Origin of the sequence: Aeromonas sp. FDAARGOS 1411, assembly GCF_019047125.1 — a bacterium.
GTDB lineage: Bacteria > Pseudomonadota > Gammaproteobacteria > Enterobacterales > Aeromonadaceae > Aeromonas > Aeromonas veronii.
Map to the genome: position 1 here is coordinate 3,625,877 of NZ_CP077214.1, position 25,443 is coordinate 3,651,319.

General features: G+C 57.8%; 23 protein-coding genes. 5 read left to right on the forward strand and 18 right to left on the reverse strand.

Going from position 1 to position 25,443, the window contains the following annotated elements:
- Positions 1-11 precede the first annotated feature (11 nt).
- The 18 genes from I6L41_RS16380 to mioC all read right to left on the reverse strand — a co-directional run bounded on the left by I6L41_RS16380 (position 12) and on the right by mioC (position 17,112).
- Positions 12-551: a polysaccharide biosynthesis/export family protein gene (locus tag I6L41_RS16380; RefSeq protein WP_216960076.1), complete on the reverse strand. Its 540-nt coding sequence runs from the start codon at positions 549-551 to the stop codon at positions 12-14.
- Position 552: 1 nt separating this feature from the next.
- On the reverse strand, positions 553-1,911 hold the full coding sequence (locus tag I6L41_RS16385) for an outer membrane beta-barrel protein (RefSeq protein WP_216960079.1): 1,359 nt from the start codon (positions 1,909-1,911) through the stop codon (positions 553-555).
- The gene (locus I6L41_RS16390) at positions 1,895-3,298 is read right to left on the reverse strand and encodes an undecaprenyl-phosphate glucose phosphotransferase (RefSeq protein ID WP_216960082.1); all 1,404 of its coding nucleotides are present in this window, start codon (positions 3,296-3,298) and stop codon (positions 1,895-1,897) included. The genes I6L41_RS16385 and I6L41_RS16390 overlap by 17 nt, the downstream gene beginning before the upstream one ends.
- A gap of 20 nt (positions 3,299-3,318) precedes the next feature.
- Positions 3,319-4,686, reverse strand: coding sequence for a bifunctional UDP-N-acetylglucosamine diphosphorylase/glucosamine-1-phosphate N-acetyltransferase GlmU (gene glmU / locus I6L41_RS16395; RefSeq protein ID WP_139735972.1), 1,368 nt, complete (start codon positions 4,684-4,686; stop codon positions 3,319-3,321).
- Positions 4,687-4,780: 94 nt separating this feature from the next.
- Complete coding sequence (locus I6L41_RS16400) at positions 4,781-5,209, reverse strand: F0F1 ATP synthase subunit epsilon (RefSeq protein WP_005339345.1); 429 nt, start codon at positions 5,207-5,209, stop codon at positions 4,781-4,783.
- Positions 5,210-5,227: 18 nt separating this feature from the next.
- Positions 5,228-6,616, reverse strand: coding sequence for a F0F1 ATP synthase subunit beta (gene atpD, locus I6L41_RS16405; protein WP_005339344.1), 1,389 nt, complete (start codon positions 6,614-6,616; stop codon positions 5,228-5,230).
- A gap of 33 nt (positions 6,617-6,649) precedes the next feature.
- Positions 6,650-7,516, reverse strand: coding sequence for a F0F1 ATP synthase subunit gamma (atpG, locus tag I6L41_RS16410; RefSeq protein WP_005339343.1), 867 nt, complete (start codon positions 7,514-7,516; stop codon positions 6,650-6,652).
- 43 nt (positions 7,517-7,559) lie between these two features.
- Complete coding sequence (gene atpA, locus I6L41_RS16415; protein ID WP_005339342.1) at positions 7,560-9,101, reverse strand: F0F1 ATP synthase subunit alpha; 1,542 nt, start codon at positions 9,099-9,101, stop codon at positions 7,560-7,562.
- A gap of 15 nt (positions 9,102-9,116) precedes the next feature.
- Complete coding sequence (gene atpH / locus I6L41_RS16420) at positions 9,117-9,650, reverse strand: F0F1 ATP synthase subunit delta (RefSeq protein WP_005339341.1); 534 nt, start codon at positions 9,648-9,650, stop codon at positions 9,117-9,119.
- A 13-nt stretch (positions 9,651-9,663) separates the two neighbouring features.
- Complete coding sequence (gene atpF, locus I6L41_RS16425) at positions 9,664-10,134, reverse strand: F0F1 ATP synthase subunit B (protein WP_005339336.1); 471 nt, start codon at positions 10,132-10,134, stop codon at positions 9,664-9,666.
- A 54-nt stretch (positions 10,135-10,188) separates the two neighbouring features.
- Positions 10,189-10,431, reverse strand: a complete 243-nt coding sequence (gene atpE, locus I6L41_RS16430) for a F0F1 ATP synthase subunit C (protein ID WP_005307205.1) — start codon at positions 10,429-10,431, stop codon at positions 10,189-10,191.
- Positions 10,432-10,489: 58 nt separating this feature from the next.
- On the reverse strand, positions 10,490-11,272 hold the full coding sequence (gene atpB / locus I6L41_RS16435; RefSeq protein ID WP_005339335.1) for a F0F1 ATP synthase subunit A: 783 nt from the start codon (positions 11,270-11,272) through the stop codon (positions 10,490-10,492).
- An 8-nt stretch (positions 11,273-11,280) separates the two neighbouring features.
- On the reverse strand, positions 11,281-11,691 hold the full coding sequence (locus tag I6L41_RS16440; RefSeq protein ID WP_019445506.1) for an ATP synthase subunit I: 411 nt from the start codon (positions 11,689-11,691) through the stop codon (positions 11,281-11,283).
- Between the two features lie 190 nt (positions 11,692-11,881).
- Positions 11,882-12,790: a ParB/RepB/Spo0J family partition protein gene (locus tag I6L41_RS16445; RefSeq protein ID WP_019445507.1), complete on the reverse strand. Its 909-nt coding sequence runs from the start codon at positions 12,788-12,790 to the stop codon at positions 11,882-11,884.
- Positions 12,787-13,590, reverse strand: a complete 804-nt coding sequence (locus I6L41_RS16450; protein WP_216952494.1) for a ParA family protein — start codon at positions 13,588-13,590, stop codon at positions 12,787-12,789. The genes I6L41_RS16445 and I6L41_RS16450 overlap by 4 nt, the downstream gene beginning before the upstream one ends.
- 26 nt (positions 13,591-13,616) lie before the next feature.
- Entirely contained in the window at positions 13,617-14,243 is a 627-nt protein-coding gene (gene rsmG, locus I6L41_RS16455) for a 16S rRNA (guanine(527)-N(7))-methyltransferase RsmG (RefSeq protein ID WP_033115246.1), read from the reverse strand.
- A 21-nt stretch (positions 14,244-14,264) separates the two neighbouring features.
- Positions 14,265-16,154 carry a tRNA uridine-5-carboxymethylaminomethyl(34) synthesis enzyme MnmG gene (gene mnmG, locus I6L41_RS16460; protein ID WP_058056584.1) on the reverse strand — a complete coding sequence of 630 codons (1,890 nt, stop codon included), beginning with the start codon at positions 16,152-16,154 and terminating at the stop codon, positions 14,265-14,267.
- 508 nt (positions 16,155-16,662) lie between these two features.
- Positions 16,663-17,112: an FMN-binding protein MioC gene (gene mioC / locus I6L41_RS16465; protein WP_033138545.1), complete on the reverse strand. Its 450-nt coding sequence runs from the start codon at positions 17,110-17,112 to the stop codon at positions 16,663-16,665.
- Positions 17,113-17,508: 396 nt separating this feature from the next.
- On the opposite strand from mioC, the gene I6L41_RS16470 reads away from it, so the two are divergent.
- The 5 genes from I6L41_RS16470 (at position 17,509) to fhuB (ending at position 25,039) form a co-directional block, all read left to right on the forward strand.
- Entirely contained in the window at positions 17,509-19,605 is a 2,097-nt protein-coding gene (locus tag I6L41_RS16470) for a TonB-dependent siderophore receptor (RefSeq protein ID WP_216960087.1), read from the forward strand.
- A gap of 79 nt (positions 19,606-19,684) precedes the next feature.
- A complete protein-coding gene (locus I6L41_RS16475; RefSeq protein WP_216960091.1) occupies positions 19,685-21,331 on the forward strand; it encodes a multidrug ABC transporter permease/ATP-binding protein in 1,647 nt (548 codons plus the stop codon).
- Between the two features lie 46 nt (positions 21,332-21,377).
- Positions 21,378-22,142, forward strand: a complete 765-nt coding sequence (locus tag I6L41_RS16480; RefSeq protein ID WP_216960094.1) for an ATP-binding cassette domain-containing protein — start codon at positions 21,378-21,380, stop codon at positions 22,140-22,142.
- A gap of 33 nt (positions 22,143-22,175) precedes the next feature.
- Positions 22,176-23,060, forward strand: a complete 885-nt coding sequence (locus I6L41_RS16485) for an ABC transporter substrate-binding protein (protein WP_216963988.1) — start codon at positions 22,176-22,178, stop codon at positions 23,058-23,060.
- Positions 23,057-25,039: a Fe(3+)-hydroxamate ABC transporter permease FhuB gene (gene fhuB / locus I6L41_RS16490; RefSeq protein WP_216960097.1), complete on the forward strand. Its 1,983-nt coding sequence runs from the start codon at positions 23,057-23,059 to the stop codon at positions 25,037-25,039. Before I6L41_RS16485 ends, fhuB begins: the two co-directional genes overlap by 4 nt.
- Positions 25,040-25,443 lie beyond the last annotated feature (404 nt).

Below are 25,443 nucleotides of genomic sequence, written 5' to 3' on the forward strand. Positions count from 1 at the left end.
AGCGTCCTGGATCAGAAGAAACTTTGTTCGATGGTGATGATGTCGCCGGGATTGAGCTGCCGTTGCAGGCTCACCTCTTCCAGCAACTGATCGCTGCCATTGAGGCGCAGGCTGATATCCCGTCTGGCGGCGCGATCGGTGAAACCACCCGCCAACGCAACAGCCTTCTCCACCGTCAGGCCGGGCTGGTATTCATAGCCACCCGGGTGAGCCACCTCGCCAGCAACAAACACCTGGCGGAAAGTGGTCACGTTGACCGTAACCATGGGGTCGAGCAACACGCCGTGCTTGAGCCCTATGGTCAGCAGCTCGGCCACCTCAGTAGTGGTATGGCCCATCAGCAGCACCTGACCCAGATAGGGGTAATTGACGTGGCCACTGGTATCGACCTTGAACTTCATCGACAGATCCGGCTCGCCATACACCCGGATTTCGACCTCGTCCCCCGGTGCCAACCGGTAGGCGGAACCGTTGCCTTGCGGGCTCTGGCCAGCCCAGACCGACAGGCTGAACAACCAGCCAAGCAGAAGCACCATCACGCTTTTGTTCATGTTAAATGGCTACCTTGAGTGAAAGAGAAAGCTGTTGTTTGTCGTAACCGAGGGCACGGCCATAGCAATTGCCACCGATGTCGATGGGCTGCCCGACAAAGCTGGAACCTGAGTCGGCCTGCTGGTAGTGGAGCCCCAGATTGACGGAGGGACGAATGTCGTAGCTGATGCCCATGCCCCAGCGATGGATGTCATCCTGACGGTGGCGGTTGTCGTTACCACAGACCACCGACTGGTGATAATCATCCCGGATATCGTGATAAGAGAGCATGGTCGCCACTCCGGGTGACCAGTGGTGCTGCCACTCGGCGCCATATAGCTGGCTGCTGACATAGCCGCCGTCACCACCCGGATCACGAATGGTCCGGCTGGAGAGCAGCGCGAGCTTGCTGTAATCCATCGGTTGCCACTCCAGACGCAGATCCCAGTTCAGCCCTTTGAAACTCTCCGCCTGTGGATCATTGACGAAACGCTTGTAGATCCCGCCGATATTGGCATCGATCCGGGTCTTGCCGGTCAGCTGGCTCATCACCCCGGTGATGAGAAAAAACTCGTCGGAATCCTTGCGCGGATTGGCCGGATAGCGTCGCAGATTGGTCTGCAGGGTGTAACGAAAACGGCTGACATGACTCACCTGATCGAACAGCTCGACAATAGAGGTGTTCTCCTGCCACTCCTGCTCGGCCATATAGCGTTCAAAGTCATGCTGGTAGAGGTGCTTGTCGAGATAGCCCAGATCCTTGTGGGAGAGCGCCAGCTCCAGCTTGCCTCTGGCATCGGGAGCGCCATAACTGTAACGGCCACCCACTTCGCTGCGTTTGAACCGCAGCGGCTCACTTATCTGAAATCTGCCAAATGTGCCATCACCACAGAGCGCACGACCTTCCTTCTCATCTGCGTCGCTGGGACAGGGAGAAGTATCTCCCCGCAACATAAAGCCTTCAGTCAGCCCCTCGCCACGCGCCTCATGGCCCAGCCGATACTGGTACATCAGCTTGAAGGCGTTGCGCAGGGAGAAGCGCCAGCTGCCGTCAAACTGGAACTGGTGATCGGCATAGTCATCCGCATGGCTGCTGCCATAGCGACGATAATCACCCTGATAGCTGAACTGATAGCGATCCAGGCCGCGTTCGCCCACCATGCGAAATTCCGGGGTGATCCCGACAAAATCGGAGCCAATCGCCTGACCACTGTCACGCTGCCACAACAGGTTGCTGTCGTGGCCGTAACGGCTCTCCACCTCGGTCTGGATCTCCAGACCAAGCGGCCCCTGATGGGATACGGGGGTGACCTCGGCGCGGACTGAAAGAGAGGGAGAGAGCAGCACTCCAGCGCAAATGAGGCTAGTAAGCGGATGCACCGACAAACCCCTTGAATACTGTCAGGAAAATGATTTTTAAATCCAGCCAGAGTGACCAGTACTGGATGTACTTGAGATCGAACTTGACCCGCATCTCCATCTTGTCGAGGGTGTCGGTTTCACCACGAAATCCATTTATCTGGGCCAGCCCGGTAATCCCCGGTTTCACCTTGTGGCGCAGCATGTAACGCTCCACCAGTGAGCGGTACTGCTCGTTGTGCACCACGGCATGGGGACGCGGCCCAACGATCGACATGGAACCCTGAATCACATTGAAAAATTGCGGTAGCTCATCCAGCGAGGTACGACGCAAAAACGCACCGAATGGCGTCACTCTGGGATCGCCTCTGGTTGCCTGAGTCACCACGGCATCATTCTCCATGACGCGCATGGAGCGGAATTTCCAGACCTGGATCCGTTTCCCCCCCAGGCCGTAGCGATCCTGCTTGAAGAGCACAGGTCCGGGTGAAGAGAGACGCACCCCGAGCGCCACCAGCGCCATAACCGGAGAGATGAGCAGTAGGATGAGTGAACCCAGCACCAGATCTTCAATCCGTTTGAGCAGGGCGGCGCCCCCTTCAAACGGGGAATCGAAAAAGCTGAAGGTATAGATATCGCCCACCCGATCGATGTGGGATACGGTCAGGCCGTACTCGTAAAAATCGGGAACCAGATAGGTATCGACCGTGGTATCGGAGAGTTCGTAGAGGTAGTGATTGATGCGCTCCCGGGCCGTCAGGGGTAGCGCCAGATAGACTTCGTCGACCAGCCCTTTTCGGGCCAGCTCAAGCAGCTCGTCGACATCACCCAACAGAGGACTGCGAGTCGGGTAACCGAAGCGCTCTTCGCTACGGGCATCGAAAAATCCGAGCATCTGGATATCGTGACGCGGACTCTCCCACAGGGATTTCTCCAATGCCAACCCGGCAGGCGTGACCCCGATAATGGCTACGCGGCGGCAACAGGAAGCTCCGCTGAACCAGAGGGTCACCAGTTGGTACAGCACCCGATAGCCGGTAGAAATAAGACAGGCCATGGCAAGCCAGAGCACAGCCAGCTCAAGCGGGAAAGGGTGGTAGGGTTTAAAGATGGGAACCAGATAGACCAGCAGGTAGAGCAGGGTAGCTGTTACCAACCAGGAGAAGATGAGGCGCAGCAGAGACTGCGCCAGATGTTTACGAACCCGGCTGCAATAGAGCCCGGTATTCTGGGAAACCAGAAAGAAGACCACCATGCCCAGCGTGGCCAGTGACATCTCGTCCAACCCATGAAACAAACCAAAGTGCCGCGAAAGCAGCACCATTGAGACTGAAATTCCCACCAGATCGACAAAGCGGGAAAACAGACTGTGGCTCGCGTCTGCGAGCTTGATGATTCGTTTGTTCATGGGTCGCCTTCATACTGATATCACTTATCAGTTTTCTTGACCGGACGAGCCCAGTTCTTGATGTGACGCTGGGGTACCCGGGTAATCACGAGTTCATGTTCACCCACGTCCTTGGTAATAGTAGAGCCGGCACCCAGGGTGGCCCCTTTGCCGATGCGAACAGGCGCTACCAGTTGGGTGTCAGAACCAACGAACACATCGTCCTCGATGATGGTCTGGAATTTGTTGACCCCGTCGTAGTTGCAGGTGATGGTACCAGCACCGATATTCACCCCGGCTCCGATCTCGGCATCACCCAGATAGGTCAGATGACCGCACTTGGAACCAACCCCAAGACGGGCCTTCTTCATCTCGACGAAGTTGCCAACGTGCGCATCCTGCTCCAGAACCGCCCCCGGACGCAAGCGGGTAAACGGACCCACTGAGCACTGATCTGCCACCTTTGCACCCTCGATAACCGAGTAGGGTTTCACCTCGGTGTGATCGCCAATGACACAATCTTTCAGTACGCAACCGGCTCCGATACGAACGTGATTGCCGAGAGTCACCTTGCCCTCAATGATGACGTTTGCATCAATAACAACCTCTTCACCAATTTCCAAAACCCCACGCAAATCAAAGCGTGCGGGGTCGATCATGGTTGCACCTGCAATCATAAGTTTCTCGGCCTGCATCTGCTGATAGCTGCGCTCAAGTTGGGCCAATTGCACCCGATTGTTGGCCCCTTCAACTTCAGCGGCACGCTCTGGATGCACGGCGGCAATCGGGCAATTATCGCTGTGAGCCATGGCGATCACATCCGTCAGATAGAACTCACCCTGGGCGTTCTTGTTGTCGAGACGAGACAACCATTGACGCAACTGGCCCCCATTGGCCACCAGCACGCCGGTATTCACCTCACGGATCGCCAGCTGTTCGGCATTGGCATCCTTCTGCTCGACGATGCCGACTACCTGACCATTTTCACGGACGATACGGCCATAGCCGGTCGGGTTGTCGAGCACTACGGTCAGCAGTGCCATCCCGTTTTCAGCCTTGGCAGCCAGCAGTCGCTGCAGGGTCTCGGGCTGGATCAGCGGGGTATCGCCGTAGAGCACCAGCACGTCGTCCTCATCCTTCCAGAACGGGATGGCCTGGGCGACGGCGTGACCGGTTCCCAGCTGCTGAGCTTGCAGCACCCAGTTGACATCGGCCGCCACGATCCGCTCTTTCAGCAGTTCGGCACCGTGGCCATAAACCAGATGCAGCTGCTCGGCACCAACCTGACGGGCAGTATCGATCACATGGGAAACCATGGGTTTGTTGGCTACCGGGTGGAGTACCTTGGGCAGGGAAGAGCGCATGCGGGTACCTTTACCCGCCGCCAGGATCACGACGTTGAGTGACATAAATTGACCTTTGGAACATGAAGAAATACTCGGCGGAGTCTATCCAACGGGTAAAAAAAAAGCGACCCGAAGGTCGCTTTTTACATCACCGTTATTAGCGGTAATTCTTTTTGACGATATCGATGACTCGCAGTTGAGCCATCGCCTTGGCCAGCTCGGTGGCGGCCTGGGCGTAGTCGATATCACCATGGGAGCTGTGGATCCGCTCTTCGGCTGCGCGCTTGGCTTCCTGGGCTTTCGCCTCATCCAAGTCGTCAGCACGAATCGCGGTGTCCGCCAGCACGGTCACGGATTCAGGTTGTACTTCCAGCATACCACCGGAGATGTACAGCACCTCTTCAGTTCCGTTCTGCTTCACCAAGCGGACCAGGCCCGGCTTGATGGCAGTCAGCAACGGAGCATGACCGTGGCGGAGACCCAACTCACCTTCGGAGCCTGATACCTGAGCGGATTGCACGCGACCGGAAAACAGTTTTCCTTCGGCGCTCACCACATCCAGGTGAAAGGAGATCATCTCTGCCATGGGCCCTCCTGTCGAGGCTTACAGTTTCTTGGATTTCTCGACGACTTCGTCGATACCGCCAACCATGTAGAACGCCTGCTCGGGCAGATCGTCATACTCGCCTTTCAGGATGCCCTGGAAACCACGGATGGTCTCTTTCAGCGGCACGTATTTGCCCGGAGAACCGGTAAACACTTCTGCTACGAAGAACGGCTGGGACAGGAAACGCTCGATCTTACGGGCACGGGCTACGGTCAGTTTGTCTTCTTCTGACAGTTCATCCATACCCAGGATGGCGATGATGTCCTTCAGCTCTTTGTAGCGCTGCAGTACGGTTTGAACGCCACGAGCGGTCTCGTAGTGCTCTTTGCCAACCACCAGCGGATCCAGCTGACGAGAGGTAGAGTCCAGCGGGTCAACGGCCGGGTAGATACCCAGTGCCGCGATTTGACGGGACAGTACGACGGTCGCATCCAGGTGGGCGAAGGTGGTCGCCGGAGACGGGTCAGTCAAGTCATCCGCAGGCACGTAAACGGCCTGTACGGAGGTAATGGAACCGGTCTTGGTGGAGGTGATACGTTCTTGCAGAACACCCATCTCCTCGGCCAGGGTCGGCTGGTAACCTACTGCGGAAGGCATACGGCCCAGCAGTGCGGATACTTCAGTACCGGCCAGGGTGTAACGGTAGATGTTATCTACGAAAAACAGTACGTCACGACCTTCGTCACGGAACTTTTCGGCCATGGTCAGGCCGGTCAGCGCAACGCGCAGACGGTTTCCGGGCGGCTCGTTCATCTGACCGTAAACCAGAGATACTTTGTCCAGTACGTTGGACTCCATCATCTCGTGGTAGAAGTCGTTACCCTCACGGGTACGCTCACCTACACCGGCGAACACAGAGTAACCACTGTGCTCGATCGCGATGTTACGGATCAGCTCCATCATGTTTACGGTTTTGCCTACACCGGCACCACCGAACAGACCAACCTTACCACCCTTGGCGAACGGGCATACCAGGTCGATAACCTTGATGCCTGTTTCCAGCAGATCGTTGCTGTTGGACTGATCTTCGTAGCTGGGGGCAGCGCGGTGGATAGACCAGCACTCTTCTTCACCGATCGGACCTTTTTCGTCGATTGGCTCGCCCAGTACGTTCATGATCCGACCCAGAGTCGCAGTACCGACCGGAACCTGGATGGATTTACCGCTATTCACTACTTCCAACCCACGACGCAGACCGTCGGAGGAGCCCATGGTGATGCAACGAACGACGCCGCCACCGATCTGTTGCTGAACTTCCAGCACCAGACCCTGGCCTTGACCTTCGCTAACGACCTTCAGTGCATCGTACACCTGGGGCACGGCATTCTGCGGGAACTCGATGTCCACCACAGCGCCGATGATTTGGACGATGAAACCGTTACTCATGTCAAATCCTCTAAACCTTTGATAACCCTTGCCTTACACCGCAGCAGCACCGGATACGATCTCTGTCAGCTCCTGGGTAATACTGGCCTGACGGGCCTTGTTGTATACCAGTTGCAGATCGTTAATCAGGTTACCGGCGTTGTCAGTCGCGGCTTGCATGGCAACCATTCGGGCTGCCTGTTCACTTGCCAAGTTTTCCACTACACCCTGGTAAACCTGAGATTCGACGTAGCGAACCAGCAGGGTATCCAGCAGCTTCTTGGGATCCGGCTCATAGAGGTAATCCCAGTGGTGTTTCTTGGCGAGCTTGCTGTCTTCAGTTACGGGCAAAGGCAGCAGTTGATCGACCCGTGGTTGCTGCACCATGGTGTTGACGAACTTGTTGTACACCAGATACAGCTTGTCAATCTCACCGTTGTCGTAAGCCTTCAGCATGACCTTGACTGAACCAATCAGGTCATTGACGCTCGGACTATCGCCCAGTCCTGCGACATGAGCTTTCACCTTGGCGCCGTGCCGTTCAAAGAAGTTGGAGGCCTTGTTACCGATCAGTGCCAGGTCAACCTTGGCACCTTTCGCGCTCCATTGCTTCATATCATTGAGGGCAGCCTTGAACAGGTTGATGTTCAGACCACCACACAGGCCACGGTCGGTGGAGACGACGATGTAACCCACTCGCTTGACCTCACGTTCGATGAGGTAGGGGTGCTTGTATTCCAAGTTCCCCTGAGCGATATGGCCGATCACCTTGCGCATGGTTTCAGCGTACGGACGGCTGGCAGACATGCGTTCCTGCGCACGGCGCATTTTGCTTGCTGCCACCATTTCCATAGCGCCGGTGATCTTCTGAGTGTTTTTCACACTCCCGATCTTGTTACGTATCTCTTTTGCGCCGGCCATCTCTTACTCTCCATCAAGTGGCAGCTCACGCTGCCACACACGCTTACCAGGTCTGGGTTGCTTTGAAGCTATCCAGCAACGCAGTCAGCTTGCCAACGATCGCGTCGTTGTAGTCGGCTTTGGCATTGATTTCAGCCATCAGCTCGGCATGCTGGGTATTGGCGTAAGAGAGCAGAGCGGCTTCGAAGTCGACGATTTTGTTCAGCTCGACATCGGAGAGATAGCCTTTCTCGGCGGCGAACAGCACCAGAGACTGGTGAGCCACGCTCAGCGGAGAGTACTGCTTCTGCTTCATCAGCTCGGTCACTTTCACACCGTGATCCAGCTGCTTGCGAGTCGCCTCGTCCAGATCGGAAGAGAACTGGGCGAATGCCGCCAGTTCGCGATACTGGGCCAGCGCGGTACGGATACCACCGGACAGCTTCTTGACGATCTTGGTCTGAGCAGCACCACCTACACGGGATACGGAGATACCCGGGTCAACCGCCGGACGAATACCGGAGTTGAACAGCTGTGAAGTCAGGAAGATCTGACCATCGGTGATGGAGATCACGTTGGTCGGAACGAACGCAGATACGTCACCCGCCTGGGTTTCGATGATTGGCAGCGCAGTCAAAGAACCGGTTTTGCCTTTCACTTCACCCTTGGTGAACTTCTCTACGTACTCGGCGTTAACGCGAGCAGCACGCTCCAGCAGACGGGAGTGCAGATAGAAAACGTCACCCGGGTAAGCTTCACGTCCTGGCGGACGGCGCAGCAGCAGGGAGATCTGGCGATAAGCTACGGCCTGCTTGGACAGGTCATCATAGATGATCAGCGCGTCTTCACCGCGGTCACGGAAGTACTCACCCATGGAGCAACCGGCATACGGAGCCAGGTACTGCAGGGCAGCAGCTTCGGAGGCAGAGGCAACAACCACGATGGTGTTGGCCAGGGCGCCGTGCTCTTCCAGCTTGCGCACCACGTTGGCGATGGTGGAGGCCTTCTGGCCAATCGCAACGTAGACACACTTAATGCCGGAATCTTTCTGGTTGATGATGGTGTCGATCGCGATGGCGGTCTTACCAACCTGACGGTCACCGATGATCAGCTCACGCTGGCCACGACCGATTGGGATCATGGCATCGATGGCTTTCAGACCGGTCTGGACCGGCTGGTCAACAGACTTACGCTCGATAACGCCCGGTGCGATCACTTCGATCGGCGAGAAGCCGTCGTTGTCGATCGGACCTTTACCGTCGATCGGCTGACCCAGGGTGTTCAACACCCGGCCCAACAGACCACGACCTACCGGCACTTCCAGAATACGGCCAGTACCTTTTACTTTCATTCCTTCTGACAGACCGTCATAGGAACCCATAATCACCGCACCAACGGAGTCACGCTCCAGGTTCAATGCCAGAGCGTAGCGGTTGCCCGGCAGCTCGATCATCTCACCCTGCATGGCATCAGCCAGGCCGTGAATACGAATGATACCGTCGCTCACAGAGACGATAGTACCTTCGTTACGCGCTTCGCTCTTTACATCAAACTGCGCAATGCGCTGCTTGATCAGCTCGGCGATTTCAGTGGAATTCAGTTGCATGCTCTAATACCCCAATCAAGATTGCAGCGCGTCAGCCATGCGATCCAGCTTACCGCGGACAGTTCCGTCGATTACCAGATCACCGGCCTTGATGAGCACCCCGGCCATCAAGGACGCATCGATGCTGCAATTCAGCTTCACTTTGCGCGCGAGACGTTGTTCCAGAGAAGCCTGAATATTGGCTTTCTGCTGGTCGGTCAGTTCGATCGCCGAAATCACGTCAGCCTGAACCTCTTTATCCAGTTCAGCTTTAAACGCTACAAATTCAGCAACGACCGCCGGCAGCACACCCAAGCGACCATTCTCGGCCATCACCCGGATCAGGTTCTGGCCATGCACGTCGAGTTGCTCACCGCAGACACCGACAAACAACGTTGCCAGCTCTTCGGCGGCCACAGAGCCGTTTACCAAGTTGTGCATGGTCTCGTTTTCCACTACTTGCGCAGCAAAACCGAGCATACCCAGCCACTGGTCAACCGCCTTGTGCTCAACGGCAAACTCGAAAGCAGCCTTGGCGTAGGGGCGAGCGATTGTAGTCAGTTCAGACATAGCCCCGTTCCCGTTACAGTTCTGCTACCAGTTTGTCGACGATGTCGCTGTTGGCAGCCTGGTCGATTTGACGCGCCAGGATCTTCTCTGCACCAGCAATGGCAAGAGCAGCAACCTGCTTACGCAGTTCTTCTTTGGCACGATGACGTTCAGCTTCGATCTCGGCACGGCCCTGAGCCAGGATTTTTTCCCGCTCAGACTGGGCACCAGCGGCAGCTTCATCAATGATCTGGGCTTTACGTTTGTTAGCCTGCTCAATGATTTCAGCAGCCTGCAGCTTGGCTTCTTTCAGCTGATCGGTGGCGTTGGCCTTGGCCAAATCCAGATCTTTCTTGGCACGTTCGGCAGAAGAGAGACCGTCAGCAATAGCTTTCTGACGGGCTTCGATGGCTGCAATCAGCGGCGGCCATACGTACTTCATGCAAAACACTACGAAGAAGAAAAAAGCAATTGCTTGGCCGAGGAGGGTGGCATTGATATTCACAGCCGATGTCCTCTTAAGTTAGTTAATGGGTTATGCCTGGAGAGTCGTAACGACTTAGCCAGCAACCGCAAACATCACGTACAGACCCAGACCAACGGCGATCATCGGGATCGCATCCACCAGACCCATTACGATGAAGAACTGGGTACGCAGAACAGGGATCAGATCCGGTTGACGAGCAGCACCTTCCAGGAACTTGCCACCCAGGATACCGATACCGATGGAAGCGCCGATAGCAGCCAGACCCATCATCATTGCAGCAGCGATGTACAGCAGGTCCATGTTCAAGTTTTCCATGAGGATCTCCAGTTATTTAGATGTAATTGATTGTATAAAAAGGATTATTTGAGTTGCATCAACCATGGTCTTCCTGCGCCATCGACAGATAGACGATGGTCAGAACCATGAAAATGAATGCCTGCAAAGTGATGATCAGGATGTGGAAAATTGCCCAAGGCACGGACAGGATCCACTGTGACCACCAGGGTAACAAACCAGCAATCAGGATAAAGATCAGTTCGCCAGCATACATGTTGCCGAACAGTCGAAGACCCAGAGAAACAGGTTTGGAAATCAGCGTAACAGTTTCCAGGATGAGGTTAACCGGGATGGCCGCCGGGTGGTTGAAAGGCTGAAGCGTCAGCTCCTTCACAAACCCGCCGATACCCTTGACCTTGATGCTGTAATACAGGATCAAGAAGAACACGCCCAAAGCCATGGACATGGTGATGTTAACGTCAGCAGAGGGAACCACACGCAGATAGGGAATACCCATCAATTGTGCAGCGTGAGGGATAAAGTCAACGGGGATCAGATCCATGAAGTTCATCAGGAAGATCCACACAAACACCGTCAGCCCCAAAGGTGCGATGACCTTGTTGCGACCGTGAAAGATGTCTTTGACGTTACCATTCACAAACTCGACCAGCATCTCCACAAAGCACTGCAGCTTACCCGGCACCCCGCTGGTAGCGTTAACGGCTACTTTGCGGAACAGCAGGATAAACAGGGCGCCTAGCACGACGGAAAATACCATTGAGTCGATATTGACCGTCCAGAACCCGGACCCGACTTGAAGGTGGGTCAGGTGGTGGGAGATATATCCCTGAGGAGTCAGGACTTCTCCGGTTGCAGACATGAGTTTTCCTAATAGTGGTTGTTAAGCGTGAATGAAACCATCCACTGTACAACGAGGGCGAGGATATAAGTGGCGAAAAACGAGACGGTAACGACCTCGACTCCCGCACCAAACATCAGGGCGAATAGACCTGTTGTAGAAATGAGCTTAATCCCTGCCCCACCATAAAAGTCCCGCAAAACCAGGCCCACACTCTCGGTTGTCACCTTGCGGCGCAGCACCCAGACAGTAAACAAGGCTTGAGGAACCCAGTACATCCCCCCTCCGTAGAGGGCGGAATAACCGGCGCTGGCACCAGTCAGGTAAAACCAGACGGCACTCATCGCCAGGATCAGGATGAGCTGACAAACGAGCATAACCAAGGCCAGTGTCAAACCTTCCAAGGCTATTTTCTGCTTCACCAACCTACCCCTGAACATTACAGAACTGTAAAAAATCGGGATCCGAAGACCCCATGTTAACAGCTCTTAAAGCCGGTCAAATTATACCCTTGAGGGCAGCTATTGCAATATGACAAAAATCCTTAATTTTTGCGGCTTTCCGCGGCAAATCAGGGTTATGGTCATATCAAAAGGAATGGATGTTTTATTACTACAAAAAGCGTAAAAATCACGATTCCGACACGCCAAAATAGCCCAATATACGGTCCAAATCGGACAAATTCTCGTAACTTATTACTAACTTCCCGCTATCCCGCTTGCCAGGCTGAAGTTGCACCTGATTGCCAATTTTTTCTGCCAGTTGGCGCTCCAGGTAGCCGATCTGCGGATCACGGGCCGGTTCGACCATGGCTTTTGCCGGTTCGAGCGCTTTTTGCACCAGCTTCTCGGTATCGCGCACGGTCAGCCCTTTCTGGGCAACCAGCTTGGCCAGTTCGGACTGGGCCTGGCCACTCAGGGCCAGCAGGGCACGGGCATGGCCCATGTCGAGGTCGCCATGCTCGACGAAACGCTTCACGTCGTCGTTGAGCTGGTTGAGACGCAACAGGTTGGTCACCGTGGTGCGGGACTTGCCCACCGCCTCGGCCACCTGCTGGTGGGTGAGTTCAAATTCGGTCAGCAGTCTTTGTAAAGCGACCGCCTCTTCGATGGCATTAAGGTCTTCCCGCTGAATATTCTCAATCAGCGCGATGGCGACGGCAGCCTCGTCGGGCACATCCTTGACGATACAGGGCACCACCTCAAGCCGCGCCAGCTGGGACGCGCGCCAGCGCCGCTCACCGGCGATGATTTCGAAGGATTGTTCGCCGAGAGGGCGTACCACGATGGGCTGGATCACCCCCTGGGCGCGGATGGAGTTGGCAAGCTCTTCCAGTGCATCCTGGGACATGTCCTTGCGGGGCTGGTACTTGCCGGACTGCAACCACTCCACCGGCAGCTTGCGCAGCTCGCCCTGATTGGTGGGGGCCATGGCCTCTTCAGTACGTTGATCGCTCATCACCTGTTTCTGGCGGGCAGCCGTGCTGGTACTGAGCAGGGCATCCAGCCCCTTGCCCAGTCCACGTTTTTTCGGAGTCATATGCTCTCTCGGTCTGCGATGGTCGCCTGACGTTCCTGCTCCTGGCGGCGCAGGATCTCGCCAGCCAGTGCCAGGTAGGCCTTGGCGCCCACCGATGATTTGTCATAGTGCATGGCCGGGGCACCGAAACTCGGGGCCTCAGCCAGTCTAACATTGCGGGGAATGATGGTGCGGTAGACCTTGTCGCCAAAGTGCTGTTTTAGCTGATCGGACACATCATTGGCCAGCCGGTTGCGGTGATCGTACATGGTACGCAGCACACCTTCGATCTTGAGATCGGGATTGACCACGGCGGCCAGCTTGCTGATGGTGTCGACCAGGGCGGTGAGCCCTTCCAGCGCATAGTATTCGCACTGCATGGGCACCAGCACGGAGTCGGCGGCGGCCATGGCGTTCACGGTCAGCATGTTGAGGGAAGGTGGGCAGTCGATGAAGACGTAGTCGTACTTGTCCCGCACCGAGGCCAGCGCATTGCGCAGACGGATCTCGCGGGCGAAAAACTCCATCAGGCGGATTTCGGCTGCGGTCACGTCGGCGTTGGCGGCGATCAGGTGATAACCACCGGAAGTTTCGGGTATGATCACCTCGCTGATGGGAGCATCTTCGATCAGCAGCTCATAGGCGGTGCGCTCGACTTCGTACTTGTCGACGCCGCTGCCCATGGTGGCATTGCCCTGCGGATCCAGATCGATCACCAGCACCTTGCGCCGGGTGGCGGCCATGGAGGCGGCCAGGTTCACACAGGTGGTGGTTTTACCCACTCCACCCTTCTGGTTGGCTATGGCAATGACTTTTCCCACACTATCCCCTAAATGAAACTGCGACCCTATTCGGGCTGGATATGTTTGAATTCCAGCAGATGACGTTCGCCTTCCAGCTCCGGCACCCGCAGCTCATGACAGGCTACCAGACGGATATTGGCAGGCAACTGGGCCAGCTCCTCTGCGGGATATTGTCCCTTGAGCGCGAGGAAGCTGCCCTGTTCTGACGGCAGGTGGTGACACCAGCTCAGCATGTCCTCTAGCGAAGCGAACGCTCTGCTGAGTACACCATCAAACCCGACTTCGGGTTGATACTCTTCCACCCGGGATTTGATCGGCGTCACATTGGTCAACCCCAGCTCCAGAATGACCTGGCGGATGAAGTTGATCCGTTTGCCCAGACTGTCCAGCAGAACGAACTGCTTGTCCGGGTTGATGATGGCCAGCGGCAGTCCAGGCAAGCCGGGACCGGTCCCCACATCGATGAAGCGCTCCCCGTGCAAGTGGGGGCTTACCACCAGACTGTCGAGGATATGCTTGACCAGCATGGCGTCCGGATCTCGCACCGAGGTGAGATTGTAAGCCTTGTTCCACTTGTGCAGCAACTCGACCAACTGCACCAGTTGGCTCTTTTGGGTATCGGTGATAACAATTCCGGCCTGCATGAGCAGGCCGTTCAATCTTTCCAGCATATTTTCCAACGGTAAGAATCCTCAGGCGGTTTTACGCAGCAGGCCGTGTTTTTTCAGGTGAACCAGCAGGATGGAGATGGCCGCCGGGGTGATACCGGAGATGCGGGAAGCCTGACCAATGGTCTGCGGCTTGGCATCGTTCAGCTTGGCTTTCACCTCGTTGGAGAGGCCGTTCACCTCGCGATAGTCCAGATCCAGCGGCAGCAAGGTGTTCTCGTTGCGCAGCTGTTTTTCCACTTCATCGTGCTGACGCTCGATGTAACCGGCGTACTTGATCTGGATCTCAACCTGTTCGGCCGCGGCAGGATCGGTCACGGAAGGGCCGACCCCTTCGATGGCCATCAGCGCATCATAGGTTACCTCGGGGCGACGCAGCAGCTCTTCCAGACTCTGTTCGCGGGTCAGCGGGGTGTTGACCAGGGCGTTGACCGCTTCCAGTGACGGATGTTGCGGGTGGATCCAGGTTGAACGCATGCGCTGACGCTCCAGCTCGACCTGTTCCATCTTGGCGTTGAATTTGCTCCAGCGCTCGTCATCCACCAGACCCAGTTCGCGACCGATGGCAGTCAGGCGGATATCGGCGTTGTCTTCCCGCAGCAGCAGGCGATATTCGGCACGGCTGGTGAACATGCGGTAAGGCTCGCGGGTCCCCAGGGTGGAGAGATCGTCCATCATCACGCCCATGTAGGCCTGATCCCGACGCGGGTTCCAGGGATCCTTGTCCTGGGCACGCAGGGCCGCGTTCAGACCGGCCATCAGGCCTTGTGCAGCCGCCTCTTCGTAACCGGTCGTCCCGTTGATCTGGCCAGCGAAGAACAGGTTTGGAATGCACTTGCTCTCCATGTTGGCCTTGAGATCCCGCGGATCGAAGAAATCATATTCGATGGCATAGCCCGGGCGGGTGATGTGGGCGTTCTCGAAGCCGCGCACGGAACGGACGATCTGCACCTGCACGTCAAACGGCAGGCTGGTGGAGATCCCGTTCGGATAGAGTTCGTGGGTGGTCAGGCCTTCCGGTTCGACGAAGATCTGGTGCGCCGTCTTGTCGGCGAAACGGGTGATCTTGTCTTCGATCGACGGGCAGTAGCGCGGGCCGATCCCCTCGATCACCCCGGCGTACATGGGGCTGCGATCCAGGTTATTGCGGATCACCTCGTGGGTACGCTCGTTGGTGTGGGTGACGTAGCAAGGCACCTGACGGGGATGCTGGCTGGCATCGCCGATAAACGAGAAGACGGGGCGCGGATCGTCGCCATGCTGTTCCTGCATTACGGAGAAATCTACGCTGCGGGCATCGATGCGCGGCGGGGTGCCCGTCTTGAGACGATCGATGCGCAGCGGCAGTTCACGCAGGCGCTGGGCCAATGCGATCGAGGGAGGATCCCCGGCACGGCCGCCCTTGTAGTTTTCCATCCCGATGTGGATCAAACCATTCAGGAAGGTACCGACCGTCAGCACCACAGTCTTGCCACTGATGCGGATCCCGCTCTGGGTGACCACACCGGCAACACGATCCCCGTCCATGATCAGATCGTCACAGGCCTGCTGGAAGATCTTCAGGTTCGGGTAATTCTCCAGCATCTGGCGAACGACAGCCTTGTAGAGCAGGCGATCCGCCTGGGCACGAGTGGCTCGCACTGCCGGGCCCTTGGAGGAGTTGAGGGTGCGGAACTGGATCCCGCCAAGATCGATGGCACGCGCCATGATCCCGCCGAGTGCGTCAACTTCCCTGACCAGGTGTCCCTTGCCGATCCCGCCGATCGCCGGATTACAGGACATGTGCCCCAGCGTATCGATATTGTGGGTCAGCAACAGGGTGTTCATGCCCATACGGGCTGCCGCTGTTGCTGCTTCGGTTCCGGCATGACCGCCACCGACGACGATCACATCAAATTGTTCATGGTATTGCATTGGGATCACCTTGATCTGCACGCCTGAAGATCTTTATTTGCCTGGGCTAAAGGGCGGAACATTCTATCTGTTTCGCGTCCTGAGGGGAACGTCTACTTAACGTTCAGTATGAAGGGAGGATCCACTAATTAGATCTTAAGGATCTTTAGATCGATCTTTTACTGGATCTCTTATTAGGATCCGCCCTTTCTGTTGATAAGCACTTTTTGATCATAAAGATCATTAATTTAATGACGATCCTAGCTTGTGGAAAAGCTTGGATCCTGGCCCGGTGAACGAGGGGATAACCAGGACTTTTATACACAGAGGTCTGTCGGTCTGGATCTAATACATGGATAACTATAGGTTTTGCAGAGCTTTACACCGTAGTTATGCACATTACCCCTGGGCGTTGTGGGTAACCTTGTAGAACAACTCCCCCGGATCAATCTGTTAATAACATGGTGGATAGTCGATCTGGGGATAAGTGGGGAGATCAAGCTTTTTTTCAGGATCTCCCGCACGCTGATCAGGCGATCATCGTCATCCAGTCGCGGATCCACACTTCTGCGGCATCTTCGGGGATCTCGTGTTGGGTCACATCGATGTCGAGTCGCTCGCCAATCCGGCTGGCTCCGCACTCGGCCAGCAGCCGATCCAGCGTCTTGCCGCCCTGGCAAAAGGTGTCATAACTGCTGTCGCCAAGGGCGATCACGCCATATTTCAATGAATTAAGATCCGGATGCTGCTCGGCAAGATCCTTGGCGAAGGGTTGCAGGTTGTCGGGCACATCCCCGGCACCATGGGTGGAAGTGACCACCAGCAGGATGGATCCCGCATCATCCAGCACCTCTGCCAGCTTGGCCGGGTTGTGGATCCGGGTCTGGTGGCCAGCCTGTTCCAGCAGGTTGGCGACGTGGTCTGCGACATATTCGGCGGCGCCCAGCATGGAGCCGACGACGAGATTGAGTTTGGCCATGGAATGGATCCTGATTTCAGACAAAGAAACGGAAAGCCGGATTCTACCGCCAAAGGGTGTGGATAAATATGGATAAAGCTTGGGGATAATGGATCCAGTCAGATAATGCCGCCGGATCCATCCTGCCGATCTTTTTTCTGCTTCTTTATATTCCTCTCCATTTTCTTCTCCGCTCATAGCTCTCCTGATGGCTCCCATCTCCCGCGAAATCCCGCCAACGATGCAGCTAGATAACAATGTAGATGCAAATGATTAGCAATTATTGAATCGATTCGATCACGGCTCCTGTAGTAGGATTGCGCTGCTTTACTCGCCCATGGAACAGGGTGATGTCGTGAAAAACGACCACAAATAACAATTAAAACAACATAACTCATTGATAAACGAGACTTTAATATGATTGCGCAAAAATACACTACAGGACCCGGCAAGAAGGGCGCCTTCGGCGTGCTTTCGCTCTCCGGTTTGCTCGTCTCCCTGCCACTGATGGCCGAACAAACCACCGCTGAGCTGCCCAAAGCCAGCGAAACCATGGTGGTGACAGGTACGGCTATGAAGGTGGAAGTGCCGATGGCCGAGACCCCTCGCGCCGTCTCCGTGGTTAATCGCGAGGAGCTGGATCAGCACGCCGTGTTGCAGCTGGATGAAGCGATTCGCTACCGTTCCGGCGTATTGACCGGTCTCTATGGTTCCGACAACAACACCGACTGGTTCAAGGTGCGTGGCTTCGATGCCGCCTATTATCTGGATGGCAACCGGTTGTTTGGCTCCGGCTATTACGTCTGGACGCCGGAACCGTTCGGTCTGGATAGTGTGGAAGTGCTGAAGGGGCCAGCCTCGATCCTTTACGGTGAGGCGCCTCCGGGCGGGGTGATCAATGCCATCAGCAAGCGACCGACCGCCACGCCGCAAGGGCAGGTGGATCTGCAGCTTGGCAGCCGGGATCATCGTCAGGTCGGGGTGGACGTCTCTGACGCGCTCTCCGACAACAGCCGCTACCGCATGGTTGCTCTTTATAAAGAGCGTGATGGGGTGCTTACCGGTACTTACAACGATCGGGTTTATCTGGCGCCCAGCGTCACCTTCGATCTTTCGGATCGTACCAGCCTGACACTGCTGGCCAGTTTCCTGCACGACGAAGGGGTTCCGACCAACGGCTTCTTCCCGGTCTATGGCACCCTGAATACGTCAGGTGGCGAGATTGATCCCTCTACCAATCTGAGCCAGCCGGATTACGATCGCAACCGCAATACCCAGATCTCCACCGGTTACGAGCTGGCCCACCAGCTCAACCAGACCTGGGAGTTCAAGCAGAACGTCCGTTTCAACTATAACGATCTGCTGCTGCGCCAGACCTATATCTTCCCGACCTATGAAGGCACAACTGCCAGTCGTGGCCTGGTTTACCGTGATGGCAATACCAAGAGTGCCACCATGGATAACCAGATGGTGGGCTACTGGAGCACCGACAGCACCGAGCAGACCTTGCTGCTGGGGGTGGATCTGCAGCGTCACGTCAATGAAGGGGTCGAGGCCGACAACTACGGTATGGGCTCCATCAATACCATGAACCCGGATTACAGCGGCTTCCCCGGTTTTGACGAGTCGACCGCCACTCACCAGAAGAGCAGCAAGGGCCAGAGCGGCCTCTATGCCCAGCACCAGATCCGCTGGGACGATCGCTGGTTGCTGACTGCCGGTGGCCGTTTTGACTATGTGGAGACCCACAACACCAATACCAGCAAGGACGAGCGCCAGTACGATCACGAGCTATCCCTCTCGGGCAGCCTGATGTATCTGGCTGACAACGGCCTCTCTCCCTACTTTGCCTATGCCGAGTCGTTCGAGGTGCTGCCGGGGATCGATCCTAACACCCGAAACTCCTACAAGCCGCTCAAGGGCAAGCTCTACGAGACCGGCGTGAAGTATGCGCCTGCCTTCCTCGACGGTTACATCAATCTGGCGCTGTTCGATCTGGCCCAGACCAACTCGCTGGTCTCTACCGGTTCCGGCCAGCAGACCCAGGCGGGTGAAGTGACCTCTCAGGGGGTTGAGCTGGAAGGGAGCGTGCAGGTGACAGATGCGCTGCGTCTGACCGCTGCTTATACCTACACCGATGCCAAAACCAACGACACCGGCAGTGGCGATCGCCGTGCCAGCCTGATCCCGCGCCACCAGGCCTCCTTCTGGGGTAACTACAAGGTGCAGCAAGGGGTGGCTTCGGGTCTGGAGCTGGGTACCGGTGTGCGTTATATCGGTTCCAGCGTGGGTATTGGCGCCGTGAATGCGGACTATACCCCCATCTACGGCTCTGCCGAGGTGCCGGCCCATACCGTCTGGGATGCGATGATCGGGTATGACTTTGCCAAGAACTGGCGTGCCCAGCTCAACGTCAACAACCTGCTGGGTGAAACCTACGTGGCCAGTTGTGACTACTACTGCTACTACGGCGAGCCGCGCAGCGTAGTGGGCAGCATCAACTACCGCTGGTAATCGAAGTCGGGCGGGAACAGGATTCCCGCCCTTCTTTTCACCCGCAGTTGTTCTGATCTCTCTGGAATACCGGTCCGTTATGGAACTCTTGTCTCTGGTTTATCGTCAATATCGTTGGCCCTTTATCGCCATTACCCTGCTCAGTCTGCTCAGTGCCGTCAGCGGGATTGGCGTCATTGTCTTTATCAATCAGTCTCTTATCGAATCTATAGGTGATCCGCTGCCGATCCTCGGTCAGCTGGTCGGCCTGATTGTGTTGCTGCTGGTGATCACACTCGGATCTCAGCTGGCCCTGACCACTCTCGGTCACCATTTTGTCTACCGGTTGCGCGGACGCCTGCTCAAGCAACTGCTGGATACCGATGTCGCCCGCATCCGCCAGATTGGTCAGGGGCCGCTGCTGGCCTCCCTCTCCAGCGATATCGGCCAGATCACCATTGCCTTCGTACGCCTGCCAGAGTTGGTGCAGGGGCTGGTGCTCACGCTGGGTTCAGCCCTCTATCTTGGCTGGCTCTCTCCGGCCCTGCTCGGGGTGACCGCGCTCTGGGTCACCGTCACCATGGTGGTGGGCTGGTTGCTGGTGAACCGTGTTTATCGCCATCTCTCCCACATGCGTCAGGCCGAAGATCGGCTCTATCAGAACTATCAGGCCATCATCGCCGGCAGCAAGGAGCTGGCGCTCAACCGCGAGCGGGCTCACTTCGTCTATCACCAGCTCTATGAGCAAAATGCCCGTGACTATCGCCAGCAGATCATTCGCGCCGACACCTATCACCTGAGCGCGGTGAACTGGTCGAATATCATGATGCTGGGGGCCATCGGTCTGGTCTTCTTTCTGGCCAACGGCCTTGGCTGGGCCAACACCAATGTGGCCGCCACCTTCGCCCTGACCCTGCTGTTCCTGCGCACCCCTCTGTTGCAGGGGATTGGCGCCCTGCCGACCCTGCTTGCCGCTCAGGTGGCGTTCGACAAGATCGCCGCCCTCAATCTGGCCGAGCCGGATGCGGACTTCCCACTGCCGCCCGCCATCCGCCCCTGGCAGCATATCGAGTTGGAGCAGGTGAGCTTTCACTATCAGGGGGAGGGCGGCTTTGCCGTTGGCCCCATCGATCTGGTCATCGAAAAGGGGGAGCAGATCTTCATCATCGGCGGCAATGGCTCCGGCAAGTCGACGCTGGCCATGCTGCTGACCGGCCTTTACCAGCCGGTATCGGGCCGGATCCTGCTGGATGGTGAGCCGATCACCGATCGCAACGGCTATCTGGCGCTCTTCTCCGCCATCTTCACCGACTATCACCTGTTCCAGCACCTGCTGGGGCCGGAACCCAAGGATGAGCTGGTGGCCGAGTGGCTGGAGCGGTTACAGATGGGCAGCAAGCTCACCATCGAGGATGGCTTTATCGCCGATATCGATCTCTCCCAAGGGCAGCGCAAGCGGGTCGCCCTGCTGCTGGCGCTGGCCGAGCAGCGCGAGGTGATGCTGTTTGACGAGTGGGCCGCGGATCAGGATCCCCAGTTCCGCCGCATCTTCTATCAGGTGCTGCTGCCGCGCCTCAAGGAGATGGGCAAGACGGTGATTGCTATCAGTCACGATGATCACTACTTCCCGCTGGCCGATCGCCTGCTGGAGATGCGCCAGGGCCAGCTCACTGAGCTGACCGGGGCGCGCCGCGCCGAAGTGAGCCGCGATGCGATCGCCCATCTGGATTGCGAGGTGCCGGCTTGATACCGGCACCGATGAGACTGGCGGCAAGCCAGCACAGGAATTGCTTATGTTCGAGATGAAATCAGCCAGCTTCACGGTCAATGACCGCACGCTGCTGCACCCCACCGACCTGCGTTTCGAGCAGGGACAGGTCTATGGCCTCATCGGCCACAATGGGTCGGGCAAATCGACCCTGCTCAAGCTGCTGGCACGCCAGCAACCCCTCAGCGACGGCGAGATCCTGTTCGATGGCAAGCCGCTACCCGACTGGGGCAACCGGGAGTTTGCCCGTCAGGTGGCCTATCTGCCCCAGCATCTGCCGAGCGCCGAGAATCTGCTCGGGCGGGAGCTGGTGGAGATGGGCCGCTACCCCTGGCGCGGCCTGCTGGGCCGGATGGGGGCGGAGGATCACCGTCAGGTCGAGCGGGCCATCGCTCTGACTCATACCGAACGCTTTGCCGATCGGCTGGTGGATACCCTCTCCGGCGGCGAGCGGGGCAGGGTCTGGCTGGCGATGCTGCTGGCGCAGGAGAGCCGCTTCATCCTGCTGGACGAGCCGCTGGCCGCGCTGGATGTGGCCCATCAGGTGGAGGTGCTGACGCTGGTCAAGCAGTTGAGCCGTCAGCTAAACCTTGGGGTCATCATCGTCATTCACGACATCAATATGGCCTCCCGCTTCTGTGATCGGTTGGTGGCGCTCCACTCCGGCCGCCTGCTCACCCACGGCGAACCGGAGGGGATCATGACCAGCGAGACCCTGAACGCCATCTATGGCATCCCGATGGAGGTCATTCGCCATCCGGCTCATGCTCATCCCATCGCCATCGTCTGACCGGGGGCTCTCTTGAACCGTTTATTGAAGAAGATGGCACCCTGCCTTATCAGCCTGCTGCTGCCACTAGCGGCGCAGGCCGACACATCCCCGATCGCCTCTGCGCCGCTACCCCGTATCGCCACCGTCGACTGGACCATCGCCGAGACCCTGCTGGCGCTCGGGGTGACGCCGCTGGCCGTTGGGGATGCAGGCCCCTATCAGGCATGGGTCGGCGAGCCACGGCTACCTGCCGGAGTGGTGGATATCGGCCTGCGCACCCAGCCCAACCGTGAGCTGCTGGCGGAGCTCAAACCCGATCGCATCCTCATCTCGCCGCTGGCGGCCCCGCTGGCGCCAACTCTTTCCCGCATCGCGCCGGTGAGCACCATCGCCCTCTATGATGGGCAAACCGATCTGTGGCAGCGGCTGCACGAGGTGACCCTGACCCTCGCCCGCATGGTGGGCAAAACCGCCGAGGGCGAACGGCTGCTGGCCGGGCTGGATCGTGATCTCGCCAGCATGCAGGCCAGATTGCCTGCGGATCTGCCGCCCCTGCTGGTGGTGCAGTTTATCGATGAGCGCCATGTGCGGGTGTTTGGTCGCCACAGCCTGTTCGATGCGGTGATGACGCGGCTCGGGCTGCGTAATGGCTGGCAGGAGCAGACCAATGACTGGGGTTTCTCGGTGGTCAGCATCGAGCAGTTTATGACCTTGCCAACCGCGCGGCTGGTGGTGGTCGATCCCATCCCGGTCGGAGTGAGCGAACGGCTGCAGGAGCCTGGGCTGTGGCAGCATCTGCCGCTGGTACGGCAGGCGCCCGTGCTGCATCTGCCTGCGGTCTGGAGTTTTGGCGGCGTATTGGCCGCCCGCCGTTTCGCCGGTCTGCTCAGCGATGCATTGCTGCAAGATGTCGAGCGTATGGAGGCGAGCCGATGAAGCGACTGCTCACATCGCCGCTGCTGCGGCCGGTCTCGATCCTGCTGGGGTTGACCCTCTCGCTCGCGTATTGGGAGCTGGCTCGCCAGCTGCCCGGTGCGCTCTGGTGGCAGAGCCTGTTCGCCCCCAATCTGGATGATGTCAGCCAAGCGGTGGTGCATTTCAGCTGGCTGCCCCGCTTGGCGGTCACCCTGCTGGCCGGGGCGGCGCTCGGGCTGGCGGGCACCCTGATGCAGCAGGTGCTGCGCAACCCGCTCGCGTCACCGACCACCTTGGGGGTGGCCTCCGGTGCCCAACTGGCGTTGATGATGGTGACCCTGTTTGCCCCCTCCTGGTTGCTGTTGGGGCGGGAGTGGATCGCCATGGCCGGTGGCAGCCTCGCGATGGCACTGGTGTTTGCCCTGGCCTGGCGTCGCCAGCTCAATCCGGTGGTCATCGTCTTTGCCGGGTTGGTGATCAACCTCTATCTGGCGGCCATCAGCATGGGGCTCTTGCTGTTCTTTCAGGAGGAGCTGAAAGGCTTGCTGGTGTGGGGCAGTGGCTCGCTGGTGCAGAACAGCTGGAGCGGGGTTAGTTACCTGTTGCCCCGCCTGCTGGCAGCCGCTTTGCTGGCCGCAGTACTGGTGCGCCCGCTGGCGGTGCTGGAGCTGGATGATGCCAGCGCCCGCAGTCTGGGGGTCTCCCTTCAGCATCTGCGTTTTGCCGGACTGGGGCTGGCGGTTTTTGTCACCGCTTGCGTGGTGAGCGTGGTGGGGCTGATCGGCTTTATCGGGTTGGCGGCGCCCGCCATGGTGCGGCTGCTCGGGATCCGCCAGCTTGGCCAGCGGCTGCTGTGGGCTCCAATCCTAGGCGCCCTGCTGCTGGCGGCGACCGATCTGCTGCTGCAGAGCCTGAGTCGCTTCTGGCCGGTATTGATCCCCACCGGCACCATGACCGCCCTGCTGGGGGCGCCGCTGCTGCTCTGGCTGATCCCGCGCCTTGGCATCAAGTCGGGTACGCCAAAGGCAAACGCCGGCCTGCTGGTGGCTCGCCATCTGGCTCCGGCTCGCCTTATCGGCCTGTTGCTGGTCGGGTTGCTGCTGGCCGTGGTCGCCTCCCTGCTGTTTGGTCAGGGGATGACTGGCTGGAGCTGGCCAAGCTGGCTCCGCTGGCAGGCCCAGCTGGAGTGGCGGCTGCCGCGCACTCTGGCGGCGGGGGCGGCTGGCGTGCTGCTGGCGCTGGCGGGCACTCTGTTGCAGCGGGTCAGCAACAATCCTATGGCGAGCCCTGAGCTGCTGGGGGTGAGCGGCGGCACTTTTATGGGGGTGATAGCGACGGCGCTGTTGCTGCCTGCATTGCCCCTGCCGCTGATGCTGTCCGGTGGCCTGCTCGGTGCCTTCGGCTGCCTGTTGCTGCTGGTGCTGGTCAATCGCAAGCACGGCTTCCAGCCGGAACGGATCCTGCTCTCAGGTATCGCCATCACGGCGTTGTTTGAGCCGCTGCAGGCCATCGCGCTGGCCAACGGCGACATGCGGGTGCAGCAACTGCTCTCCTGGATGTCCGGCTCCACCTACTACGTCACCCTGCTGGTGGCCTATGGGCTGGTGGGGCTGGCGCTGTTGATGCTGGCCGCCTGCCTGCTGGTGAGCCGCTGGCTCGATCTGCTGCCTATGGGGGCTGCGGTAGCCACTGCACTCGGTATTCGCCTCAACCGTGCCCAGCTTGCCATCCTGCTGCTGGTGGCCATGCTCACCGCCAGTGCCACCCTGGTGGTCGGGCCGCTCTCATTCGTCGGTCTGCTGGCGCCACACATGGCCAAGCTGATGGGGTTGGTGCGGGCACGCTGGCACCTGCTTGGGGCCGCCGCTTCCGGCGCCCTGTTGATGGTGTCGGCTGACTGGGTCGGCCAGCAGATCCTCTTCCCACAGGAGGTGCCGGTCGGGCTGGTCTCCACCCTGTTAGGGGGCGCTTACTTCATGTGGTGCCTGCGTCGCCTCTAGGCTTGTGGACAAAAAACGCACAATAAAAAGCCCGGGATGAACCCGGGCTTTTTATTGTTTGCCGAACCGGCTTACTTGCCGATGCAGAATGTAAATAATTTATTATCTTCAATATGTTAGTGACTTTTCGGGGGCCACTTGGGGTAAAAGTAACTAAAACAGCATATTGAGAGGCCTCTCACGGGTTTCTGTCATCGTGCAGCGTTCCCACATAGTTCATTCTCGATCGTGCAGCCTTCCCATATGAATCAACGCGATGCCACCACACGCAGTCAAAGCCGCCTTTTAGGTGAGTTTTGAACATATTTTGAACCGACTATAGCATCGTCCGGTGCCTGGAAAGCAGCTTTACTCTTCAAACCGTGCAAGTTTCCCATAGGTAGTTTGGCTAACCGTGCAGTCAT